Genomic DNA, 23203 nt, shown 5'->3' on the forward strand with positions numbered 1-23203 from the left:
TTAATGAGTTTGATGATTTTTAACATTTCTTTATTCATATAAATTATTACTTTTATTGGTTACAAAAAACAAAGCATAAATTTTGGAAAATCAGCAATTTATTTATCAAAAATTAGAAGCTTTCATCAGGAAGTTTTATACCAACGAATTGATACGGGGAACTATTTTCTTTATCGGTTTAGGATTGTTGTATTTTCTATTTACGCTTTTTGTCGAATATTTTCTTTGGCTCAAGCCAATGGGAAGAACCATTTTATTTTGGACTTTCATTGGAGTAGAAGTGTATTTGTTGTTTCGTTTCATTTTGTTTCCAATTTTTAAATTATTCAAACTTCAAAAAGGAATCGATTACAATCAGGCTTCGGAAATTATTGGTAATCATTTTACGGAAGTAAGTGACAAGCTGACTAACTTTTTACAATTATCGGATTCTGATAGTTATCAGAATAAATCGGAATTATTGGCCGCATCGATTGAACAAAAAGCCAATGCATTGCAACCAATCCCTTTTGGGAACGCCATAAATTACAACGGAAACAGAAAGTATTTTCCTTTGGCTTTAATTCCAATTTTGTTATTTGCTTTCTTTTATTTCTCGGGAAACAGCAGTATGATTTCTCAAAGTTTGAATAGAGTAGTGCATTTCAATTCGGCTTTTCTGCCGCCGGCTCCTTTTAAATTCGTGGTTCTAAATCCGAATTTACAAACCGAACAAGGAAAGGATTTTATACTTCGAATTAAAACCGAAGGAAAAATTGTTCCTGAGAATGCGATGATTTTTATTGGCGATGAAAGTTATTTTATGGAATCGACTAAAGCAGGTGAATTTCAATTTAAGATGGCGAAGCCTTCAGAAAACATTTTGTTCCACGTGGAGGGAAATACTATTTCTTCTCCAAATTATGAATTGAAAGTGATAACTGTTCCTTCGATAGCTAATTTCGAAATGCAGTTGAACTTTCCTTCGTATTTGAATAAAAAATCGGAAACAATCAAAGGAACGGGAAATGCGGTTATTCCGGAAGGAACGCGTGTGACTTGGAAAATGAATACGCAAGCGACACAGAATGTAGCTTGGATGGACGGAATTACCAATGCTTCTTTTTCGAAAACAGAAAACACCTTTATTTTATCTAAAAATATACTTCAAAACACAGATTATCAAATCCTTACTTCAAATGAGAAGGTAAAAAACTACGAAAAACTCAATTATCAGCTTACTGTTGTCAAAGATCAGTTCCCAACGATCAATGTCAACAATGCTCCGGACAGTTTGAAGGTCGCCAAAAATTATGTTTTAGGTCAAATCTCGGATGATTATGGTTTGTCTAAACTTCAGATTGTCTATTACGAAAGAGAGAAACCACAAACCGCTAAACGTGGAACAATTGCTATTAAGAAAAGTGCGTTTGATCAATTCGTGTTTTCGTTTCCAAGCAATCTTCCGGTAGAGCAAGGCGTGTCTTATGATTATTATTTTGAAGTTTTTGATAATGATGCGATACATAATTTCAAAAGCACGAAATCTTCGGTTTTCTCTAATCGCGTTTCTACAGATGAAGAGAAGGAAGATCAAATTTTGCAACAGCAAAACGATAACATCAATAGTTTAGAAAAGTCTTTAAAAAATCAGGATAAGCAAATCTCTGAAATGGAGAAGTTGCAAAAAACCGGGAAAGAAAAAGAAAATTTGGATTTCAAAGATCAGCAAAAAGTAAATGATTTTATCAAGCGTCAAATGAAACAAGATGAGATGATGAAGGAATTTACTAAAAAAATGAACGATAATTTGGAGCAATTTAAAACCGATAAAAAGGATGAGTTGAAAGAGGAGCTTCAAAAACGAATGGACAAAGCGGAAAAGGAATTGGAAAAAAACCAGAAGCTTTTAGACGAACTGAAAGAACTGAACGATAAAATTCAGAATGAAGAGTTGTTGTCTAAGTTGGATAAATTCAAACAAAACAGTAAAAACCAAACCAAGAATTTAGAACAGTTGGTGGAATTGACCAAGAGGTTTTATGTAGAAAAGAAAGCAGAACAATTAGGGGATAAACTGGACAAGCTTTCTGAAAAACAAGACAAATTATCCAATGACGAAAAGGAAAATAAACTGGATAAACAGGAAGACATCAATGCTGAGTTTGACAAAATCCAAGAAGATTTGAATGATTTAGAAAAAGAAAATAAGGAGTTAAAATCACCTTTGGATTTACCAAAAGACGATGCCAAAGAAAAAAGTATTGACGAAGATTTAAAGAAAGCTTCTGAGGAATTGAAGAAAGACAAAAAAGAAAAGGCAAAGCCAAATCAAAAAAGCGCTTCCAAAAAGATGAAAGAGATGTCGCAAAAAATGGCACAAACTTTGGAGGGGTCAGAGATGGAACAGTTGCAGGAAGATGTTGCCATGTTGCGACAAATCCTAGATAATTTATTAGCGTTTTCTTTGTCACAGGAAGACTTGATGGACCAGTTTAAAAAGCACAAATCAGGATCTCCGGCGTTTAATAAAAACATTAAAATACAGCAGGATTTAAAACAACAGTTTAAACATGTTGACGATAGTTTGTTTGCGATGTCGTTGCGCAATCCAAAAATTGCGGAGGACATCACCAAAGAAATAGGGAATGTAATTTACAACGTAGATAAATCTTTGTCCAGTTTAACCGATGCTCAAGTGCCAAAAGGGTTGTCGCATCAACAATATACTATTTCAGCGGCTAATAAACTAGCAGATTTTCTAAGTGACATGCTTAATAATATGCAAATGCAAATGTCAGGAATGGGTTCCGGAAAACCGAAGCCGGGTCATGGGCAAGGAATGCAACTGCCGGATATTATTAAAAAGCAAGAAGGTCTTGGCGAGAAAATGAAAGACGGGATTAAAAAAGGAGAGAAACCGGGTGATGGTCAAAAAGGGCAAAATGGTAAACAAGGCAAGTCTGGCGAATCGGGTCAAGAAGGAGAGGGAGGCGAAGGTGATGCGCAAGCTATAATGGAGATTTATAAAGAGCAAAAGCAATTGCGAGAAGCATTGCAAAACGAATTGAACAAACAAGGATTGGGGGGTAATGGACAAAGCGCTTTGGAACAAATGAAGCAAATTGAAAAGCAATTATTGAACAAAGGTTTTAAGAACGAAACGCTTCAAAAGATACTGAATGTGAAACAGGAATTGTTGAAATTAAATTCCGCCATTCAACAACAAGGAGAGGAAAACAAGCGCCAATCTGAAACCAACAAAAAGGAGTTTAATAATCAATCTAATGCGCTGCCAGCTGCTTTATTAGATTATTTGAATAGCATAGAAATATTAAATAGACAATCCTTACCTTTGCGCTCGAATTTTAATCAAAAGGTTCAAGAATATTTTAATAAAAAATGATCAATTTTAATTACGAAACCGACTTTAATTTAGATAACGATGAAGCTGTAGCTACTTGGTTGGGAAATGTTATTACTTCGGAAAACAAGAAAGAGGGAGAGATTAATTACATCTTTTGTGACGATGAGTATCTTCATAAAATCAATGTGGAATATCTCGATCACGACACGTTAACGGACATCATCAGCTTTGATTATTCTATGGGTAATGAATTGCACGGTGATATTTTTGTTTCTGTCGAAAGAGTGAAAGACAATGCCGCTGATTTCAATGTTTCTTTTGAGGAAGAATTAAAGCGTGTTTTGGTTCATGGAATTTTACATTACTGTGGCTACAAAGACAAAGGCGAAGCTGAAGAGCTTTTAATGAGGAGTAAAGAAGATGAAAAAATCGCTATGTTTCACGTGGAACAATAGCAGAGGTTTAAATTTCAAACCCAAAGTGTTTCACGTGGAACATGTAGTTTGGGTTTGAAGAATAAGTTTACAATGTTTCACGTGGAACAATAAAATAGATTTCAAAATTGCAATCCCGAATAAGGATTAAATTATAAAAGAAGATGTTTCTAAGTGAATATGATGTGATAGTTGTGGGCGCAGGACATGCCGGTTCTGAGGCCGCCGCTGCTGCTGCAAATCTGGGTTCAAAAACCTTATTGGTTACAATGAGCTTGCAGAATATTGCCCAGATGTCATGCAACCCAGCGATGGGCGGTATTGCCAAAGGACAAATTGTGCGTGAGATTGATGCGCTTGGAGGATACTCAGGAATTGTTTCAGACAGGACTGCAATCCAGTTTAAGATGTTGAACAAGTCCAAAGGTCCTGCAATGTGGTCGCCGCGTGTTCAAAGTGACCGAATGCGTTTTGCTGAGGAGTGGAGAATGATGCTGGAAGGAACTCCAAATCTTGATTTTTATCAAGAGATGGTGAAAGGTTTGATTATTGAAAACGGAAAGATAAAAGGAATCCGCACTTCGCTTGGAGTAGAGATTCGATCTAAATCGGTTGTGTTGACCAATGGGACTTTCCTGAATGGTTTGATTCATATTGGCGAAAAACAATTTGGTGGCGGAAGAGCAGGTGAGAGTGCTGCGTATGGAATTACCGAAGATTTAGTTGCGGCTGGTTTTCAATCAGGACGAATGAAAACAGGAACGCCTCCTAGAGTCGATGGGCGATCTTTGGATTATTCGAAAATGAACGAGGAAAAAGGAGATGCCAAGCCGGATAAGTTTTCCTATTCGGATGTGACTTCGCCGTTGGTTATTCAAAAATCGTGTCACATGACGTATACGTCTCTTGAAGTTCACGATATTTTGAGAGAAGGTTTTGATCGTTCGCCAATGTTCAACGGTAGAATAAAAAGTCTTGGGCCTAGATATTGTCCGTCAATTGAAGATAAAATAAATCGTTTTGCTGATAAGGAAAGACATCAATTGTTTGTGGAGCCGGAAGGATGGAATACCTGCGAAGTTTACGTAAATGGATTTTCTACATCACTTCCTGAGGACATTCAATTCAAAGCGTTAAGTTCTGTTGCGGGATTTGAGAAAGTAAAATTCTTTCGTCCGGGTTATGCAATCGAATATGATTATTTCCCACCGACACAATTGAAACATACTTTGGAAACAAAATTGGTTGAAGGATTATATTTTGCCGGACAAATAAACGGAACTACAGGATATGAGGAAGCGGCTTCTCAAGGATTGATGGCTGGAATAAATGCGCATTTAAAAGTGCATGAAAAAGCGCCGTTAATTTTAAAAAGAGACGAAGCATACATCGGAGTTCTTATTGATGACTTAATTACGAAAGGAACAGAAGAGCCGTACAGAATGTTTACGTCTCGTGCGGAATACAGAACGTTGTTGCGTCAGGATAATGCCGATTTCAGATTGACGCCAATGTCCCATGAAATAGGTTTGGCTTCAGAAGCGCGTTTGCGTAGAATGGAGCACAAATTAAATGAATCTGAAAAAATGGTCGCTTTCTTCAAAGAAACAAGCATTTCGGTTGCGGAAGCAAATCCTATTTTAGAATCAAAAGATACGGCTCTGATTACACAAGGAGATAAAATGTTTAAAGTGTTTTCTCGTCCGCAAATTGATTTGGAAGACATCATGAAATTTGAAAAGGTTGCAGCTTATGTTGCGGAGAATGATTTGGACCAAGAAATTTTGGAACAAGCCGAAATTCAAGTGAAGTATTCTGGTTATATCGAAAAAGAAAGAAACAATGCAGATAAACTGCTTCGATTGGAAGATGTAAAAATCCCTGAGAATTTCGATTATGATAAAATTAAATCGATGTCAATTGAAGCAAAGCAAAAATTAAGCAAGATTCGTCCGGTAACCATTTCTCAAGCATCAAGAATCAGTGGTGTTTCGCCAAGTGATGTTTCGGTGTTGTTGATTTATATGGGGCGATAGGATTTGTGATTGCAGATTTAAGATTGCTTCGCCAGTTCGAGCATAGCTCTCGGGTAACGATTTTTGATTCTAAATCTTCAATCTTAAATCAACTGTTCCACGTGAAACTACGCTGTGAAGCCTTGCTATAATTGAAGAATCACAAAAATAAATAATTCAGCCCTGAAAGCATCCGTTGGTGTTTTCAGGGTTTAGTTTAAAATTAAAATATAAAAGCACTATTAATTAATGGATATTTCAAACCAACAGCCTTTTTTAACCGTTAAAGATTATTCTGTTTCTCAGGAAATTTTCGACTTATATCATGACGCCAAATTAGACATGCTGATTACGTCTCCGCAACCCAGTTTAGAAAATCTAGGAAAGTACTACGAAAGCGTTGATTATATTTCACACACAGACAGCAAACGATCTTTATTTGAAAAAGCATATCATTTTGTAAAAACTATTGCGCTTAAAAACAAATTGAATTTAATTAATTCATTGCAATCTAGTAAAGGAAGCATTTTAGATATTGGTGCCGGAACAGGAGATTTTTTATCTGTGGCCAAAGAAAACGGTTGGTATACCATAGGAGTGGAGCCAAGCGAAAAAGCAAAAGCGATTGCAAAAAAGAAAGGCGTTTCATTTGTTGGAGAAACTAGCGAATTAGACAATCATTCTTTTGATGTGATTTCGATGTGGCATGTTTTGGAACACGTTCCTAATTTGGAAAACCAAATCAAAGAATTGAAACGATTATTAAAACCAAACGGAACTTTAATAATTGCGGTTCCTAATTTCAAATCTTTCGATGCAAAACATTACGGAAAGTTTTGGGCCGCTTATGATGTGCCAATTCATTTTTGGCATTTTTCAAAAACGGCAATAAAAATGCTTTTCGAAAAAGAAGAAATGAAATTGGTAAAAGTGCTTCCTATGAAGTTCGACTCTTTTTATGTTGCTTTGCTTTCGGAAAAATACAAAACGGGTAAAATGAATTATATAAAAGCCTTTTTTGTCGGATTGCAATCGAATTGGAAAGCGAAGAAGAATTTTGAGTATTCTTCACACATTTACATCCTAAAAAATAACTAAAAATCATTTTAAGCGCATTTAAGTGTATTTTTTGATGAAATCGAGGGTGATTATCGGATTTTTAGACTAATTAGTTTATTTAAAAGATATAGAAGCCATTTTTAATAGTCATAAATTATGCATTCATAAATCACAATAATAAAATCTTATATCATAAAAAAGTAGCATTTTTTAAACTTTATGTCAATGCTATCTATTTTTTTATATTTTTGTCTCCAATACTTAAAAATTAGAAATTAACCAAAATGAAAAAAGCATTAGTAATTATCGCACTTTCAATTTCACTTGTTGCTTGTAATAAACCTGCAGAAGTTAAGGAAGTAAAAACAGCTTACGTAGACACTTCTGAATTAATGAAAGAATATACAGAGGCAAAAGACCTTGAAGCAAAATATAAAACAAAGGCAGAAGAAAAAGGAAGACAGCTAGAAGCTGAAATTAATCGTTTCAAACAAGAGGCTGCAAGTTTTCAAGCTCAGGCACAAGCCAACGGTCAGGCATGGGCACAACAAAAAGGTGCTGAATTGCAAAAGAAAGAGCAACAATTGAGTTACGCGCAACAAGCGTTGTCTCAAGAATTGCAACAAGAAAGCGGAAAAGAAATGGATTCTTTAGTAAGCGGAGTGAAAAAATTCATCAAAACGTACGGTAAAGAAAAAGGATATGCATACATCTACGGTACAGGTGACGCGGCTTCAATTTTATACGCTGAAGACAAATTTGATATCACAAAAGAAATCATCAAAGCCTTGAACGATAAATACAAAGCACCTGCTAAAACGGAAGAAAAAGCAGAAGCTAAAAAATAATTTTTTATATTAATTCAAAAAACTGCCTTCGTCTACAACTAGATTGAAGGCATTTTTTTTGAAGCTATTTCCCGCTATCCGCTGTAATCTCTCGTTTAGAAAGTGTTTTTTCTTACCCAGGAAAGGAGCTTCTTTTAGTCGCTCTTTTCCGGCCAGAAAAAAATCACTTTCTAAATTTCGAAGATTTTCGCTGCTATCAGGGCTAAAAAATAGTCGAATTATAATCCTAAAATGTTTTCCAAAAATTAAAATAGTATTCCTAATTTTCAATACTTTAGCTTTATATATACACGCCTAATGCAAACCATTTCAGAAGCCGCCGCTTATACCTTACGATTCATCAATCAAACCCATCGATCCGTTTTCCTAACCGGGAAAGCAGGAACCGGAAAAACCACCCTTTTACGGGAAATTATCCAAACTACGCACAAGAACACCGTTGTTGTGGCGCCAACGGGAATTGCCGCGTTAAATGCTGGCGGCGTAACGATTCATTCGATGTTTCAGTTGCCGTTTGGAGGATTCATTCCGGACAATTCATCGCCTCAATTTTCCGAGAACACCAAATTTGAAACCAAGGCCACCTTGCGCAGGCATTTCAAAATGAGCGGTTTGAAGAAATCGGTGATTCGCAATATGGAATTGTTGATTATCGATGAAGTCAGTATGCTTCGCGCGGATTTACTGGATGCGATGGATTATATGATGCAAACCGTACGTAAAAAAAGTGTTGCTTTTGGTGGGGTCCAAGTCTTGTATATCGGTGATTTATTGCAGTTGCCACCGGTAATTCGGGACGAAGAATGGCGTACGCTGAAAACGTATTACAAAGGAAAATTCTTTTTCCATTCGCATGTCGTACAGCAAAATCCGCCTTTATACATTGAATTATCCAAGATTTTTCGCCAGACCGACGATACGTTTATCTCGGTTTTGAATAATTTACGCAACAACCAGATTTCGCAGGAAGACATTCAAACCTTAAACCAATACGTCAAACCCGATTTTGATTTAAAAGCTAACAAAGGATACATCACATTAACCACGCATAACAACAAAGCCGATACGATGAATGCGCAGGCTTTGGAAGATTTAGAAGGAAAGTTAGTGATTTACAAACCGGAGATAACAGGAGATTTTCCGGACAAGATATTTCCCGTGGAACAACAACTGCAGTTGAAAGTGGGCGCGCAAATCATGTTTGTAAAAAACGATTTGTCGTTTGATAAAAACTACTTCAACGGAAAAATGGGGATTATCAAATCGCTATCGAGTCAGGAAATCCTGGTTCATTTTCCGGAAGAAAACAAAACCATAGAAGTCGAAAAATACGAATGGCAAAACATCCGCTACAAAGTAGATGAAACCACCAAAGAAATTGAAGAAGAAGTTTTGGGGACTTTTGTGCATTATCCCATCAAATTAGCGTGGGCAATTACGGTTCATAAAAGCCAGGGATTGACGTTTGATAAAGCTGCGCTTGATGTTTCGCAGGTTTTTCTCCCGGGACAGGCTTATGTGGCGTTATCGCGTTTGCGTTCGTTAGAAGGGCTTATTTTGCTTTCTCCGCTGCGCATGAATGGCATTTCAAACGATCAGGATGTGATGGATTATTCGTTAAACAAGGCTTCGGATTCGTTTTTAGAGAATGCCTTGCATTTTGAAACCAAAAATTTCATTCATAACTATCTGATAAACACCTTCGATTGGAATGATTTGGCTCAGGAATGGCGCAATCATAAATTCAGTTACAACGAAAAATCAGAAATTTCAGAGAAATCCAAACATGCGGTTTGGGCCAAAAAGCAAACGGAAGTAATCGAACAGCTTTTGGATCCATCCAAAAAATTCATTTCGCAATTGAATAAGCTTTTTGGTCAGGAAACCGTCGATTTGAATCATGTTTCGGAACGCATTCAAGCCGCTTTCAGTTATTTCTTAAAACCGATGGACGATTTGGTTTTTGAAATCCTTTGGAAACTAGAGGAAGTAAAACGCATCAAGAAAGTGAAAGCGTTTTATGACGAATTAATCGTGCTGGAAGAATTGCAAACCAAAGCCGTTCTGCGGTTAATGAAGGCCAAATTATTGATAGAAACCGTTGTTGCAGGAGAAACCATTTCGAAAGAGAAATTGACGTCCTCAGAAATAAAAAAATACATCAGCCGAAAAACGGAAGCCATACAAAATCAATTCAAGGAAGTAAATATCACGCTGATTGAAGACGAAAAAGACGTGGAACGCTATACTTCGAAAAAATCAAAAACAGCAGCACCTAAGAAATCAACGGTTCAGGAAACCTATGAATTGTGGGTGGAAAAGAAATCAATTGCGGATATTGCGACAATCAGAGTGCTGACCAAACAAACGATTTACGGACATTTTGTAAAACTGATACAAACCAAAGCGATATCCATTTCGGAAGTTTTACCGGAGGATAAAATGCAGGATTTAGCAGCAGCGTTTTCGGGATACAAAGAAGAATCGCTGAATGCCTTAATGGAAAAACACGGTCATAAATTCTCTTGGGAAGAAGCCAGAATGTACAAAGCGAGTTTGAATTAAAACAACAAAACGCTAAAATGACTGTTCGCTAAACAAACGATCATTATTTTTTTACTGTCATCAACAAAGAGACCAAGAGATTTAGAGTCAATGTTATGAAGGAATACTTAAAAAAATACTAATGTCCTGAATGTAGCTTGATACTTTTATTTTAAAAAAGACACTAAAGCTCAATGTTGAACAAAACAAAGCCACCAACTCTTAAACTCTAAACCTCATTGTTTAAAAATGTATAACGGTTTATTTGTTAAATTCAATTATTTACAGAGTTCTACAAAGTGTTTTTGTAAGTTCGAATTTTAAAAAAGAGATTAAAATATTTTTTTGGCATTAGTTACATACAAGTAGTTATGAACTAAAAAACCCTATTCGGTAAGAATAGGGTTTTTGTTTTTATAGTGATTGAATCAATATCCAAGCCTCTGGATTGTGCTTTTCATTGATTTCTTTTTTCGCTTTTTCTGCTTCAGCAAATGTGGTGTAACTGCCATATAGAACCGGAAAATAACCGTTTTTGTTAGGAGCGATTCGTTTGGCATCATATCCTAAACGAGATAAAATTCGCAAAGTCTTATCTGCATTTTTTTCTTCTCTGTAGACTCCGGCCATAATGTGATAGGGCATTTTTATTTCGGTAGTCGATTTTACAGAAAGTGTAACAGCCGGAACTGGACTTTCGATGAAGAAAGTGGCTTGCTGAATTTTATTTTGAACTTGTTTTTGAACGGCAGTTTCAACAAGAATCGTTTCTGAGGCGATTTGGTTTTGATACATTGGATAACCAACACTTCCTGCAAGTCCTAATCCTAATACAAAAATAGCGGCGTATTTTAAATACGGATTCGCTGTTCTTGTTGCTAAAGGAACCATTGTGATTGTTGCTTTTTCTTCAATTGCTTCAACTTCTTTTTCGAAGATTTCTCTTTTTACAAGAGGCGAAACAAAAGGAGCCAACCCAAAGGAACTGGTTAAATAATTTGTTTGATCGTACGGAGTGAAAACTATATTTTTATCCGCATTCAAACGAAGATCTCCCACATTTTTTATAGAAAAAAGTTCATTTTCTTCTAATGCTTTTTTCCAATTAAAAACTTCATATTGAATCGCGCTTACAGCATATTCATAAGAAGTTTTCTCTGCTAAAGCGATGTGATTGGCTAATAAACCATCATTGTTTTTCAAATTAGCATTGAAAGCGATCATTTTTTTGGGAGGAGAAAACGAATTCAAGCTTTCGTTTAGTTTAGCCGATTGAATTTCGGTCAAAAAAGCTCCGAAACCCGGAACGGTTACACATTGATAACGGTATAAAAGCTGCGCGATGTATTGTTCGATTTTCATACTTACAAAGTTATACAACGAAAATAGTTATCAAAATTTTATTCACAATTTTTATTAACAATCCGCATAAAAATTTATACATTTCACTCTCAAATAATTAGCATGAAAGAGCAGGATTTATTTTATTTATTGGCATTGCAAAGAATAGAAGGAGTGGGCGACATAATGGCCAAAAAACTGCTTACCCATTTTGGAAGTGCGGAAGCCGTTTTTAATACAAAAGCATCGCAACTTGCTGCAATTGATGGAGTGGGGTCTGTTTTGCTAAAAAATTTAAAAGATAATTCCGTTTTCGAAAAAGCAACTCAGGAACTGGAGTTTATAAAAGCGAATGAAATCAATGCGGTTTATTTTCAGGACTACGACTATCCGGAACGGTTGAAACATTGCATTGACGGACCACTTTTATTATTCACATCGGGAAATATTAATTTAAAAAACAGAAGAATAATCAGCATTGTAGGAACACGCCAAATTACATCCTACGGAACGGAGTTTTGCAGAAAACTGATAGAAGATTTGGCTCCGCTGGATCCTATAATCGTCAGTGGTTTTGCCTATGGTGTTGATATTGTTGCACATCAACTGGCAATGGAAAATAATTTACAGACGATAGGAGTGGTGGCGCATGGTTTGAACCAAATTTACCCGAAAACCCATAAAAAATTTGTGTCAAAAGTCGAGCAAAACGGTGGTTTTATGACCGAGTTTTGGAGTTCCTCCAATCCTGACAAAGAAAATTTCGTACGCAGAAATAGAATCGTTGCGGGAATGTCTGAAGCAACTATCGTTATTGAATCAGCGGATAGAGGCGGATCATTGATTACGGCAAATATGGCGAATGATTACAACCGTGATGTTTTTGCGGTACCAGGACGTGTTACGGATAAGTACAGTCAAGGTTGCAACAACCTGATAAAAACCCAAAAAGCAAATGTCTTGACAAGTGCCGCGGATTTGATTTATATTTTGAATTGGGACATTCAAAAAGAAACTAAACCGGTACAAAAACAATTGTTTGTAAGCTTAGATGAAGACGAACAAAAAGTATACGATTACCTCCTTAAAACTGGAAAAGAACTGATGGATATTATTGCTTTGCGCTGTGATTTTCCTATTTATAAAATCTCTGGAATGCTGTTGAATATGGAACTGAAAGGCGTGATACGACCTTTGCCAGGGAAATTGTTTGAGGCGATATGATTTAATTTAATCCTATCAGGGTTCGAAACCCTGATAGGATTGTGATTGTTTTTTACACCTCAAACCCCAATTTTTCTCTCACTCTTGCTAAAACGCCATTGGCAACAACTGCTGCTTTTTGTGCACCAATCTTCAATAAAGCATCTACTTCGGCAAGATTGTTCATGTAGTAATTGTATTTTTCTCTTTCGGTTTTGAAAGTTTCAGTAATCAATTCAAACAACGCTTGTTTGGCGTGACCGTAGCCATAATTTCCACCAAGGTAATTGGCTTTCATCACTGCGATTTGTTCTTCGGTTGCCAATAAAGAATAAATAGCAAAAGCGTTGCACGTGTCCGGATTTTTAGGATCTTCCAGCGGCGTGCTGTCGGTTTCAATACTCATCACTTGTTTGCGTAGTATTTTGTCATCCAAAAAAATATTGATAATATTATTGGCTGATTTACTCATTTTTCCACCGTTGGTACCCGGAATAAGCATGCTGTCTTCCTGAATTTTTGCTTCAGGAAGCACAAAAGTTTCTCCCATTTGGTGGTTGAAACGGGACGCTACATCACGAGTAATTTCAACGTGTTGCAATTGGTCTTTTCCTACCGGAATAAACTGTGCATCATATAATAAAATATCGGCAGCCATCAGCATTGGATAGGAGAACAAACCTGCATTGACATCTTCCAGTCTATCGGCTTTGTCTTTGAAAGAATGCGCTAATGTCAAGCGTTGAAAAGGAAAAAAACAACTCAAATACCAGGATAATTCAGCTGTTTGTGGTACGTCTGACTGTCTGTAGAAAACTACTTTGTCCACATTCAAACCACAAGCAAGCCAAGCTGCAGCGGTACTGTAGGTATTGGTTCGTAAGGTTTCACCGTTTTTTATTTGCGTTATCGAGTGTAAATCGGCAATGAAAAGAAACGATTCGTTTTCAGGTTTATTTGATAATGCTATTGCGGGAATGATTGCGCCAAGTAAGTTTCCTAAATGTGGTGTTCCGGTACTTTGAACGCCTGTAAGTATTTTTGCCATTATTTCTTTTTTCTTATGCGCAATCCCGATAGCTATCGGGACGCAAAGTTTTTCAGCAAATTTAATTCTTTTATTATTATTCGCCTACGATTTCTTACTTTTGAACTTATGAAAGGATTAAAAATTGTTTTTTGGGTACTGTGGCGCATATGGTTTTATGTTTTGATGACCATTCCCATATTGGTGATGTTTCCTTTTTTGGTATTGTCTATTTTGACGGAAAGCGGCTATCCTTATTTTTTTAAGATGGCTCGTATTTGGGCAAAATTTATTCTTTTCGGGATGGGATTCTATTATAAAATAGATAAAAGCCAAGAAATGGAATACCAAAAAAGTTATATGATTGTTGCCAATCATACCTCTATGGCTGATATCATGCTGATGCTCGCCTTGACTAGAAATCCGTTTGTTTTTGTGGGTAAAAAAGAGCTTTCAAAAATTCCGTTGTTTGGATTTTTCTATAAAAGAACCTGTATTTTGGTGGACAGAAGCTCTTCAAAAAGCAGAATGGAAGTCTTTAATCGCGCTCAAAAAAGAATCAATCAAGGATTGAGTATCTGTATTTTCCCCGAAGGCGGCGTTCCAGATGATGAGTCGGTACTCTTGGACACTTTCAAAGACGGTGCTTTCCGCTTGGCGATAGAACATGAAATTCCCATTGTTCCCATTACTTTTGCGGACAATAAAAAAAGATTCTCCTATACTTTTTTCAGTGGAAGCCCAGGAATTATGCGAGTGAAAATGCATTCACACGTAGAAACTTTGGGAAAAACTGGCGTTCACCGAAAAGAAATCCGGGATGAAGTACGCGAAATAATTTATACGCAATTATTAGCTTTCGATTCAAATCCGATTAAAAGCTATAGCTGATACCAGAATACAATCCAATAAATAGCGGTTTAAAGTCACCGGAGTTGTTTGAAAATGTATTCAGTTGATACTTAACCATTGGTTCCACATTAATTTGGAATGATTTTATAATCTGGTATTTAAATCCTAAACCTACATTAGTGCTAAAATGGACTTGATTCAAATTTTTTGCTTCGCCTAATTTTACATTGGTTTCAGATGAAACTAACGATATTTTATTCTGGTTTAGAAATAATGTGCTTACACCTCCAATAATGTTAATTCCAAATTTTTTATCCAAAACAGCATAGGAAAGCTCCAAAGGCACTTCGTAATAGCCCATTTTTTGGTTTAGTACACCAGTATTCGTTTTTTGTAAGTCTTTTTCAAAAGTGATTAACGTATTTAAAGCAGCCTGATTTTTAATCTCAATTAAAGTAGTAGAGGTATAATTAACATTTGCCAAATTATTACTTGATAATCCGGCTGAATAGAGTACATCATTGGTGTTGTATCCCACCGTAAGCTTGTTAATTCCGGATCTTAAGACCATTTTTTTAGAAATGGCATAATTTACTCCAATACCAAAACTAAGGCCGTTATCGGTCGTTTTTTGGTTTTCCGAAAGCTGGGGATCAATGGCAGATCCGCCTGAATTTGAATTTAAGTATACAGCCGCGATGTTCGGTGTGATTTGCCACTTGTTTTTCTGGTTAAGAACCAAAGCTTCTTTTTCTTCTCCTTTTTTATTTTTAAGGATTTCCTCCAATTCGTTTGGAGTTTCAGTATTACTTGAGGGCTGCTTTTTAGACTCTATTGCGGCAATTTTTGAGTTTTCAACCTCTTTTAAACCATTTTTTTCCTGTGTTTGATTTTGTTGGATATTTTCAAACGGGTTATAGGTTGTTGCGTTGTTTTTCTCCGTGATAACAGCCGTAGATTTTGGGTTGTTATTATTTGCCGTTGTTGGTTTTAGCGGTGAATTATCTTTTTGGAAATAAACAACAGAACCGTTCTGATTCTTCTCTTTGTTCGAATTGATTTTAAATCTATCAGAAGATGTAATTTCTTTTTCATTTCTTTTCCCTGTTTTAATTTTGTTAACTACGACCTGAGGAACTTTTTTTATTTCTAAAGGATTACGCTCTTTTTTTGTTTTATCAAGAGTAGAATCCTTTCCGTCAAACGAATTTTTTAAAACTTTGCTGTCTATAACAACACCATTCTTTAGTTCAATATTATTATTATTATTATTTAAAACGGTATTCAATGCAAATAAACCTAAAAGAAAAGCAGCTGCAATTCCTGAAGATTTTATCCAAAACGGAATTACTTTTCGTTCCTTCTTTTTTTCTTGTAAAGCGGTTTGGATGTTTATCCAAACATGTTTATTTGGTTCTGTTTCAAAATCTTTGAATTTTTCTTGAAACAATCGGTCTATATTTTTTTTATCGTTCATTTTGCCAATGAATTTATTTTAATTTTTGTGTGAAGATCAATTTTTTCTTTCAAAATTGCTCTGGCTCTGGCAAGATTTGACTTTGTCGTTCCAGTAGTAATTTTAAGCATTTCGGAGACTTCTTTATGAGAGTATCCATCAAGTACATAGAGACTGAAAACTAATCTATACTGGTCTGGTAATTCATGGATGATTTGCATTAGATACTCGATAGAAATATTTTCGTCGTCAATTTCGACTTCTTCCTCAGGAATATTGTCATTTATAACCTCCATATACCTAACGCCTCTGTATTTTTGAAGGGCATTGTTAATTAATATTCTCTTTGCCCATCCTTCAAAAGAACCTTTAAAATTATACTGTTCTATTTTGCCAAAAATAATCAAAAAACCATCCTGCAAATTATCCTCGGCATCTGCGTAATTGCTGGAATACTTTAAACATACCCCAAAGAATTTTTTCGCAAACAATTGGTACAATTCCTCTTGCGCTTTGGGGCAGTTTTTTTTACATTGATTAATTATTTGATCCAATCCCACAGTTTTTACCGACATTAATTAATTAGTCACTGGAATTTCTACTTCTTCAAAGATATTTTGACCATTTGCATCCTCGCCTTTATAAAACTTAAAAATATAAGAACCAGTGTTGGTTACATAAAATTTGAAAGAAACCTCAATTGGTTCCGCAGTTAAAGGTGTGCAATCTGTACTTTCCAGAACTGTGGTTTGTATGCCAATTGTTCTGATATTTAATTCTTTATCATAATAGATTCCTTGAAAAGAATGGCAGTTTGAAGGTTTTTTGTACTTCAATTTTATTTCATAAGTTTCTCCTAAAGTGAAAGATTCAGGCAACGTGTAACTGTCTATCGGGAGTACTTCATAGCTGTAATTTGGTTGATCATCGTCAATACTACAGCCCACTAGGGTCAATACAAACAGGGTGAGTAAAACAATTTTTTTCATCTTTAATAATTTAAATGTTACTATTCTTCTTCCGTCTGTTTAAAAGTTTTTGGAGACGGTTTCTTAAGAGATGAAAATTTTTAAAAAGGTTGCGTCATAAATCAAAAAAACCCGAAAATTTTCGGGTTTTAGTTTTTATGCTTCTGCTAATTCTTTTATTCTAGCTTTAATTTTTGCTTCAAGCTCATCGGCTAATTCTGGATTATCTTTTATCAAAGACTTAACAGCATCGCGACCTTGACCTAATTTGGTTTCACCATAACTGAACCAAGATCCCGCTTTTTTGATGATTTCAAACTCTACTGCAAGATCTAAAATTTCGCCAGTTTTTGAAATTCCTTCACCGTACATGATGTCAAATTCAGCAATTTTAAATGGTGGAGCTACCTTGTTTTTCACCACTTTTACTTTGGTTCTGTTTCCAAGTACGTTATCACCATCTTTAATTTGTGTAGAACGACGGATGTCTAAACGAACCGAAGCATAAAACTTCAATGCATTTCCTCCAGTTGTTGTTTCTGGATTTCCAAACATTACACCAATTTTCTCTCTTAATTGATTAATAAAGAAAACAGTACAATTTGTTTTACTGATGGTTCCTGTTAATTTACGTAACGCTTGAGACATTAAACGAGCGTGAAGACCCATTTTAGAATCTCCCATTTCTCCTTCAATCTCACTTTTTGGAGTCAAAGCGGCAACCGAGTCAATTACTACAATGTCAATTGCGCCTGAACGAATCAAGTTTTCAGCAATTTCTAAAGCTTGTTCCCCATTATCCGGTTGCGAGATGATTAAGTTTTCAATATCTACGCCTAATTTTTCGGCATAATTTCTATCGAAAGCGTGTTCCGCATCAATAAAAGCAGCAATTCCTCCCGCTTTTTGCGCTTCGGCGATGGCATGAAGTGTTAAGGTTGTTTTTCCAGAAGATTCCGGACCGTATATTTCAATAATTCTACCTCTTGGATACCCGCCAACGCCTAACGCTAAATCGATTCCTAAAGATCCAGAAGAAATAGTTTCCACTTCCTCAATGGCTTTGTCACCCATTTTCATCACCGTTCCTTTTCCGTACGTTTTGTCTAGTTTGTCAAGCGTAAGTTGTAGCGCTTTTAATTTGGATTCTTTCTCTGTACTCATCTTCTCTTTTACCTTTTCTTTCATCGATTTGTATTATTTTATAACTCTAAAAAACTGACAGGATGACTAATTATCCTAAAAATTTTATTTGTGTGCGAATATTTGTTTTCGTAAAAATACTTCTTTTTTTAATGTAAATTTTCTCTTTCAAGAATATTTTAAATCTAAATTTCAATAAAAAAATAAGTTGATTATACGTGTTACTGGAACAATGCCTTCAATTCAGTAGCTTCATGAGGATTTAATTTTCCTGCTAAAACTAAACTGAGTTGCTTGCGTCTTAATGCGGCATCAAAACGTTGTTTTTCCAGCTCTGTTTCCGGAACTATTTGTGGTACTTCTACGGGTCTTCCGGTATCATCAACCGCAACAAAAGTATAAATCGCTTCGTTGGCTTTGGTTTTGTTGCCAGACTCCCTGTCCTCTACCCAAATATCAATAAAAATTTCCATAGAACTTTTGAAAGATCTTGAAACTTTTGCTTCAACAGTAACGACACTTCCCAGCGGAATGGCTCTGTTAAACGCTACGTGATTTACGGAAGCCGTAACTACAATTCTTCGGGAATGTCTTCGTGCCGCAATACTCGCTGCGCGATCCATACGGGCCAATAATTCACCACCAAAAAGATTATTCAAAGGATTGGTCTCACTTGGTAAAACCAAATCAGTTAATATCGTCAGGGATTCAGAAGGATGTTTTGGAGCCATGTTTTTTATGTAAAAATGTAAAAAGAAATTGTTGTTGTTTTTAATCGTTTTTTGGAATTTTAGTTTAACCAATAAACCGCCAATATTGCGGGTATAAAATAGATGACAATTGTTCTCGCACCATCATAATCTTTGGCTAATCGCTGTCCGAAAAGCAACATTAATAAAGTGATACAAGAGAAAACAGCTCCGTAAAAACCGAAGATTCGGCCATTATTCACGAATAATTCAATACAGCCCACTACGCATAAAATACCGGAGATTAATTCTAACAGTAAAATGTTAAGTAATGCTAATGGTACATGGTTTTTTAATGGCGTTTTGGAAAAATGACCTTTTAACCAGTCCACATTGTCTTTCCAATAAAACAGTTTGTCGTAACCGGATTGCAAGAAAGTAATGGCTAGAAAAATTAAGATTAAAATCGAAGTAATGTTGTTCATTTTTTTATTTTTTGTGAATTAAACGGGTGAGTTTTATAGATAAATCGGTTAAAATAATTTTAGCATTTCCGTTGCGCTCGATGTGATACATGGCGTCTGAAAGTTCTTTGAAAATATCATTTATGTTGTTGCCATTTACGAAAGGGGCAAAATTCTCCAGTTTGAATTTTTCCACTTGCGGTTCCATATAAACCAGGGCAGGCGTTTGATAATTCAGTAACAATGCCTGACGGAACATATCGATACAAAAATGTAAAAACTTCTTTTGGGTTTCTCTCCCTAAACTGGCAATTTGCTCGCTCCATTGGATCAAATCCTGAATGGCGGCGGCATTTCCTTTGGCTCTAAAAGCAGCGCGAACCCAATCAACAAACCACTTTTCAAAAAAAACAGATTCGCTGTCCGGTTGTAATAATTGCAATGCTTTGTTATAATTTCCTTGTGCCTGATGCGCTATTTTTAAGGCTTCTTTTGATTCCGTGTTTTCTCTTGAAACTAAGGCTTCGGCAATTACGGTTTCACTTAATCCGTTAAAATGTAGCACTTGGCATCGGGAGCGAATGGTTTGGATGATATCTTCTTCGTTTTCTGAAATCAGGATAAAAACCGTTCTGTCCGTAGGTTCTTCTAGTAGTTTCAATAATTTATTGGAAGCGGCAATATTTAATTTATCGGCCATCCAAATGATCATTACTTTGTATCCGCCTTCGTAGGATTTTAAAGCAAGAGATTTCAAGATTTCCTGGGCGTCATCAACCCTTATTTCGCCTTGTTTATTTTTAACGCCTAACATTTGGTACCAATCAAATAGACTTCCGTACGGGTTTTGGTTCAGAAATTCTCTCCATTCCGTGATAAAATCGATGCTTTTGGGTTTTGTTTTTACATCTTCGGTACTCACGGTCGGGTATATAAAATGCAAATCAGGATGCGAAGTTTTCTGGAATTTGATGTTACAGGCTTCGTTTGAACCGGAGTTCTCCCCGTTTTGATTGCTGCAAATAATATATTGCGCATAAGCAATTGCCATGGGTAAAGTACCGCTTCCTTCAGGACCAACAAACAACTGCGCATGGGGGATTCTTCCCAAATCAGCACTTCTTGTCAAATGACTTTTAATGTGTTCCTGCCCTAAAATTTCTGAAAATTGCATAAAGCAAAGATAGCAGAAAATGGTTTAGTCTAAAATTTTCGGATGCAAACTTTCGGGAAAAGTAGCTTTATAAAAGATATTGTGCATGCATCTTTTTTAAGATGAAAATTTAACTTTTTTTTGGGAGAAATAGGCTTAAAACAGGTGAAAAACGGCATTATTTATGAAAATTTAACGGTTTAAAGTTGTCCATGTGTAGGTTTAATATTAATAAATGGAAAATTAGTTGGAGAAAATTAAATTTTCTTTATAGAAGCTTTCCTAATACACTTAAAAAGGGTTAATCCCAATAATATCACATGTGTAATGAGAAATTAAAGCATTCGATAAAACGCAAATTTGCTCGATATAATGCGTTTTTTTTTACATTTTGTAATCTTTTGTGAGCAAAAAAAATAGCAACAAAATTGCATTTTTAGTTTTATTGTATATTTTTGTTTAATAAATTAATTCGTAAATTTAAATTATGAAAAGGAAAATTATTTTTTTCAGTGTGTGTTTTTTGTTAGCAACAGGTATGGTTTCGGCACAAGATAAAAATGCTCCTAAAAGTATTATTAGTACAAATGCGATAATAAAAAAATACCACGTTAAGGAAGAATTGCAAGGGATGAAAAAAGGGGAATTATTAGAACTCTATATTGAACGTATAAAAGTTCTTGTTAAAACATTACCCTACATTGCCTTAGCTACAAAACCAGGAGTGACTATGAATGATCTGGGAATTCCTAATGATGCAGATAACAGAAAAATATTAGATGGACAAGCCGAAAGTACTACAAATTTCCTGGATGTAACCGTTGGATTTCAGAGAAGAATGGTGCCTTATTCAGATACAGATAATTTAGTAAAAGCAATTTTATTTTATGAAAATACATTGAAATCATTACATGAGTTCAATGATATGTAATAATTAGTGAGGCTTAGTTTGATTCCTTTTTTAATTTTTATTAACAAGTAATTTTTATAAGAGTATTGCAGCGATAATCGAATATTAATTTAGAAAAAACTCGTTATCGATACATTCTGAAGTAATTCAGAAAAATCGTAATGAGTTTTTTTATTAGTACCAAAGCATTTTAATATCAATAATTTATATCTTTTTATCCCATGAGAAAAATTACTCAAATTATATGGATGCTCCTTTTTGGAGTTTTCGGTGTAAATGCACAGCAAGAAAAAGGAATAACAGGTTCAAACAACTGGCTCAATAACTGGACGGAATTTAAACCCAATAAAGTTGATTATGGTGAAGCCAACCAAATATTGGCGGGTAATATTACCGTAAACACAAAATTGTACAAGAAAAATATCTACATATTGCAAGGCAGTGTTTTTGTTACCAATAATGCAACGCTGACTATTGAACCCGGAACAGTAATAATAGGTGATTATGAATCAAGTGCTTCTCTTGTAATCACAAAAGGTGCTACTATAATAGCCGAAGGTTTAGAGACAGATCCAATTGTTTTCACGTCAAACAGAAGCTCCAGAAAAGCGGGAGATTGGGGAGGAATTGTGATACTGGGCGATGCGCCTACAAATAAATTTGGAAGTGCTTCATCAGTAAATTTTGATCTGGATATTTCTTTAACATCGTATGGCGGTAGTAATGTAAGCAGCAATTCAGGTATTTTAAAATTTGTAAGAATAGAATTTGCAGGGAAAAAAATTAAAGGCTTAGGTAACTTCAATGCATTGTTACTGGCAGGTGTAGGAAATAAGACGGTATTAGAAAACATAATGATCAGTTATTCAGCAGGTGATTCTTTTGAAATATTTGGAGGAGAACTTACTTTGAATAAGATGGTTTCTTTTAAGTCAAGCAGTGATGATTATAAATTCAATTTTGGAACACAATGTCGAATCGATAATTCTCTGGCCATTCGATCATCATATTTAACAAGCAGTTTGGGTTCAAGATGTATAGATGTTGCCTCTTATGATAAAAAAGAGGAAGTTGATTTCACTAAAAAACAAACCTCAGTTATTGCAACAAACTTAACATTGATTAATAATAGCGAAAACTTAAGTATTGATATTCAATCAGGGTTGGTTAAAGAAGCTGTATATGTCTCTCAGAATACTTCTCTCGATCTTAAAAGAACGGTGATTTCTGGTTTTAATCCCGCAGTTTTATTGGATAATAAGATTGAAATTAATGGTGAAAATCTTAAGAAAATAAAATTCGAAGAGATGTATTTCAATTTTTGCAAAGGGAATATTTTTACAGAATATAATTCGAATAACGAAGATTTAGAAAATTGGTATGGCAATAGTGCCTTTTCTAATGTGTATTCTAAAAGTGATAATAGGGAAACATTCATTGACCTTTTTAATGATAAAAAACCGGACTATAGGTTACAGGTATCTAAAATTACTGCATCTGCTAAATAAATTAAGTTTTTTTGTTGTGTCTTTAATGTTATTAATTTTTTGACAGGGCGCTTTTTTTGTGCGAGTAAATGAAACAAAAAATCAAATGGATCATTTAACTGTCAGATAAACCATCAAACATCTTGTTGTAGGTTTTTACTTTAAAAATAAAAAACAACATGATTTTCATCGATTTAATTGGTGTTTAAACGTTATATTTCATATGGTTTATTATATTTGAATAGTGTGACACGGTGTTATCTG

The 23203-nt window shown here is 35.2% G+C and carries 19 protein-coding genes; 10 read left to right on the forward strand and 9 right to left on the reverse strand.

All coding sequences use genetic code 11. From position 1 onward, the window contains the following. Nucleotides 1-82 precede the first annotated feature (82 nt). The 6 genes from ACNQGX_RS09180 to ACNQGX_RS09205 all read left to right on the forward strand — a co-directional run bounded on the left by ACNQGX_RS09180 (nt 83) and on the right by ACNQGX_RS09205 (nt 10267). Nucleotides 83-3385 (forward strand): hypothetical protein, encoded by a 3303-nt coding sequence (locus ACNQGX_RS09180; protein ID WP_417975595.1) that lies wholly within the window; start codon nt 83-85, stop codon nt 3383-3385. Continuing rightward, the gene (ybeY, locus tag ACNQGX_RS09185) at nt 3382-3801 is read left to right on the forward strand and encodes an rRNA maturation RNase YbeY (RefSeq protein WP_417975596.1); all 420 of its coding nucleotides are present in this window, start codon (nt 3382-3384) and stop codon (nt 3799-3801) included. The genes ACNQGX_RS09180 and ybeY overlap by 4 nt, the downstream gene beginning before the upstream one ends. 143 nt (nt 3802-3944) lie before the next feature. Beyond that, on the forward strand, nt 3945-5816 hold the full coding sequence (gene mnmG / locus ACNQGX_RS09190; protein ID WP_417975597.1) for a tRNA uridine-5-carboxymethylaminomethyl(34) synthesis enzyme MnmG: 1872 nt from the start codon (nt 3945-3947) through the stop codon (nt 5814-5816). Between the two features lie 228 nt (nt 5817-6044). After that, a complete protein-coding gene (locus ACNQGX_RS09195) occupies nt 6045-6893 on the forward strand; it encodes a class I SAM-dependent methyltransferase (protein WP_417975598.1) in 849 nt (282 codons plus the stop codon). 245 nt (nt 6894-7138) lie between these two features. Further along, nucleotides 7139-7702: an OmpH/Skp family outer membrane protein gene (locus tag ACNQGX_RS09200; protein WP_417975599.1), complete on the forward strand. Its 564-nt coding sequence runs from the start codon at nt 7139-7141 to the stop codon at nt 7700-7702. A 297-nt stretch (nt 7703-7999) separates the two neighbouring features. Beyond that, the gene (locus ACNQGX_RS09205; protein ID WP_417975600.1) at nt 8000-10267 is read left to right on the forward strand and encodes a helix-turn-helix domain-containing protein; all 2268 of its coding nucleotides are present in this window, start codon (nt 8000-8002) and stop codon (nt 10265-10267) included. 393 nt (nt 10268-10660) lie between these two features. Here the strand turns inward: ACNQGX_RS09205 and ACNQGX_RS09210 are convergent, their stop codons facing one another. Further along, nucleotides 10661-11608, reverse strand: coding sequence for an HU domain-containing protein (locus ACNQGX_RS09210; protein WP_417975601.1), 948 nt, complete (start codon nt 11606-11608; stop codon nt 10661-10663). A gap of 102 nt (nt 11609-11710) precedes the next feature. Here ACNQGX_RS09210 and dprA point away from each other — a divergent pair, with 102 nt between their 5' ends. Next, nucleotides 11711-12811 (forward strand): DNA-processing protein DprA, encoded by a 1101-nt coding sequence (gene dprA, locus ACNQGX_RS09215; RefSeq protein ID WP_417975602.1) that lies wholly within the window; start codon nt 11711-11713, stop codon nt 12809-12811. A 52-nt stretch (nt 12812-12863) separates the two neighbouring features. Here the strand turns inward: dprA and trpS are convergent, their stop codons facing one another. Continuing rightward, nucleotides 12864-13838, reverse strand: coding sequence for a tryptophan--tRNA ligase (gene trpS, locus ACNQGX_RS09220; RefSeq protein ID WP_417975603.1), 975 nt, complete (start codon nt 13836-13838; stop codon nt 12864-12866). 108 nt (nt 13839-13946) lie between these two features. Between trpS and ACNQGX_RS09225 the strand changes: the two genes are divergently transcribed. Further along, on the forward strand, nt 13947-14708 hold the full coding sequence (locus ACNQGX_RS09225) for a lysophospholipid acyltransferase family protein (RefSeq protein ID WP_417975604.1): 762 nt from the start codon (nt 13947-13949) through the stop codon (nt 14706-14708). Here ACNQGX_RS09225 and ACNQGX_RS09230 read toward each other — a convergent pair. From ACNQGX_RS09230 to ACNQGX_RS09260, 7 genes are all read right to left on the reverse strand, one after another. Beyond that, nucleotides 14692-16146, reverse strand: coding sequence for a hypothetical protein (locus tag ACNQGX_RS09230; protein WP_417975605.1), 1455 nt, complete (start codon nt 16144-16146; stop codon nt 14692-14694). The two genes, ACNQGX_RS09225 and ACNQGX_RS09230, sit on opposite strands and share 17 nt — an antisense overlap. Then, the gene (locus ACNQGX_RS09235; RefSeq protein WP_417975730.1) at nt 16143-16685 is read right to left on the reverse strand and encodes an RNA polymerase sigma factor; all 543 of its coding nucleotides are present in this window, start codon (nt 16683-16685) and stop codon (nt 16143-16145) included. Before ACNQGX_RS09235 ends, ACNQGX_RS09230 begins: the two co-directional genes overlap by 4 nt. An 18-nt stretch (nt 16686-16703) precedes the next feature. Further along, the gene (locus tag ACNQGX_RS09240) at nt 16704-17114 is read right to left on the reverse strand and encodes a hypothetical protein (RefSeq protein WP_417975606.1); all 411 of its coding nucleotides are present in this window, start codon (nt 17112-17114) and stop codon (nt 16704-16706) included. Nucleotides 17115-17249: 135 nt separating this feature from the next. Beyond that, nucleotides 17250-18257 (reverse strand): recombinase RecA, encoded by a 1008-nt coding sequence (gene recA, locus ACNQGX_RS09245; protein WP_131991614.1) that lies wholly within the window; start codon nt 18255-18257, stop codon nt 17250-17252. A 200-nt stretch (nt 18258-18457) separates the two neighbouring features. Further along, nucleotides 18458-18967 (reverse strand): acyl-CoA thioesterase, encoded by a 510-nt coding sequence (locus tag ACNQGX_RS09250; RefSeq protein ID WP_417975607.1) that lies wholly within the window; start codon nt 18965-18967, stop codon nt 18458-18460. A 59-nt stretch (nt 18968-19026) separates the two neighbouring features. Further along, complete coding sequence (locus tag ACNQGX_RS09255) at nt 19027-19410, reverse strand: DoxX family membrane protein (RefSeq protein WP_131914565.1); 384 nt, start codon at nt 19408-19410, stop codon at nt 19027-19029. Nucleotides 19411-19414: 4 nt separating this feature from the next. Beyond that, nucleotides 19415-20563 (reverse strand): DNA polymerase III subunit, encoded by a 1149-nt coding sequence (locus ACNQGX_RS09260; protein ID WP_417975608.1) that lies wholly within the window; start codon nt 20561-20563, stop codon nt 19415-19417. A gap of 466 nt (nt 20564-21029) precedes the next feature. Between ACNQGX_RS09260 and ACNQGX_RS09265 the strand changes: the two genes are divergently transcribed. Beyond that, complete coding sequence (locus tag ACNQGX_RS09265) at nt 21030-21473, forward strand: hypothetical protein (RefSeq protein WP_417975609.1); 444 nt, start codon at nt 21030-21032, stop codon at nt 21471-21473. A gap of 200 nt (nt 21474-21673) precedes the next feature. Continuing rightward, nucleotides 21674-22960, forward strand: a complete 1287-nt coding sequence (locus ACNQGX_RS09270; RefSeq protein WP_417975610.1) for a hypothetical protein — start codon at nt 21674-21676, stop codon at nt 22958-22960. The last annotated feature ends 243 nt before the right edge of the window (nt 22961-23203 follow it).

Origin of the sequence: Flavobacterium glycogeni, from assembly GCF_048286775.1 — a bacterium.
GTDB lineage: Bacteria > Bacteroidota > Bacteroidia > Flavobacteriales > Flavobacteriaceae > Flavobacterium.

Coding starts and splice junctions, on each gene's coding strand:
- ybeY (WP_417975596.1), top strand. CDS start 3,382: ATGATCAATTTTAATTACGAAACCGACTTTAATTTAGATAACGATGAA.
- mnmG (WP_417975597.1), top strand. CDS start 3,945: ATGTTTCTAAGTGAATATGATGTGATAGTTGTGGGCGCAGGACATGCC.
- ACNQGX_RS09195 (WP_417975598.1), top strand. CDS start 6,045: ATGGATATTTCAAACCAACAGCCTTTTTTAACCGTTAAAGATTATTCT.
- ACNQGX_RS09200 (WP_417975599.1), top strand. CDS start 7,139: ATGAAAAAAGCATTAGTAATTATCGCACTTTCAATTTCACTTGTTGCT.
- ACNQGX_RS09205 (WP_417975600.1), top strand. CDS start 8,000: ATGCAAACCATTTCAGAAGCCGCCGCTTATACCTTACGATTCATCAAT.
- ACNQGX_RS09210 (WP_417975601.1), bottom strand. CDS start 11,608: ATGAAAATCGAACAATACATCGCGCAGCTTTTATACCGTTATCAATGT.
- dprA (WP_417975602.1), top strand. CDS start 11,711: ATGAAAGAGCAGGATTTATTTTATTTATTGGCATTGCAAAGAATAGAA.
- trpS (WP_417975603.1), bottom strand. CDS start 13,838: ATGGCAAAAATACTTACAGGCGTTCAAAGTACCGGAACACCACATTTA.
- ACNQGX_RS09225 (WP_417975604.1), top strand. CDS start 13,947: ATGAAAGGATTAAAAATTGTTTTTTGGGTACTGTGGCGCATATGGTTT.
- ACNQGX_RS09230 (WP_417975605.1), bottom strand. CDS start 16,146: ATGAACGATAAAAAAAATATAGACCGATTGTTTCAAGAAAAATTCAAA.
- ACNQGX_RS09240 (WP_417975606.1), bottom strand. CDS start 17,114: ATGAAAAAAATTGTTTTACTCACCCTGTTTGTATTGACCCTAGTGGGC.
- recA (WP_131991614.1), bottom strand. CDS start 18,257: ATGAGTACAGAGAAAGAATCCAAATTAAAAGCGCTACAACTTACGCTT.
- ACNQGX_RS09250 (WP_417975607.1), bottom strand. CDS start 18,967: ATGGCTCCAAAACATCCTTCTGAATCCCTGACGATATTAACTGATTTG.
- ACNQGX_RS09255 (WP_131914565.1), bottom strand. CDS start 19,410: ATGAACAACATTACTTCGATTTTAATCTTAATTTTTCTAGCCATTACT.
- ACNQGX_RS09260 (WP_417975608.1), bottom strand. CDS start 20,563: ATGCAATTTTCAGAAATTTTAGGGCAGGAACACATTAAAAGTCATTTG.
- ACNQGX_RS09265 (WP_417975609.1), top strand. CDS start 21,030: ATGAAAAGGAAAATTATTTTTTTCAGTGTGTGTTTTTTGTTAGCAACA.
- ACNQGX_RS09270 (WP_417975610.1), top strand. CDS start 21,674: ATGAGAAAAATTACTCAAATTATATGGATGCTCCTTTTTGGAGTTTTC.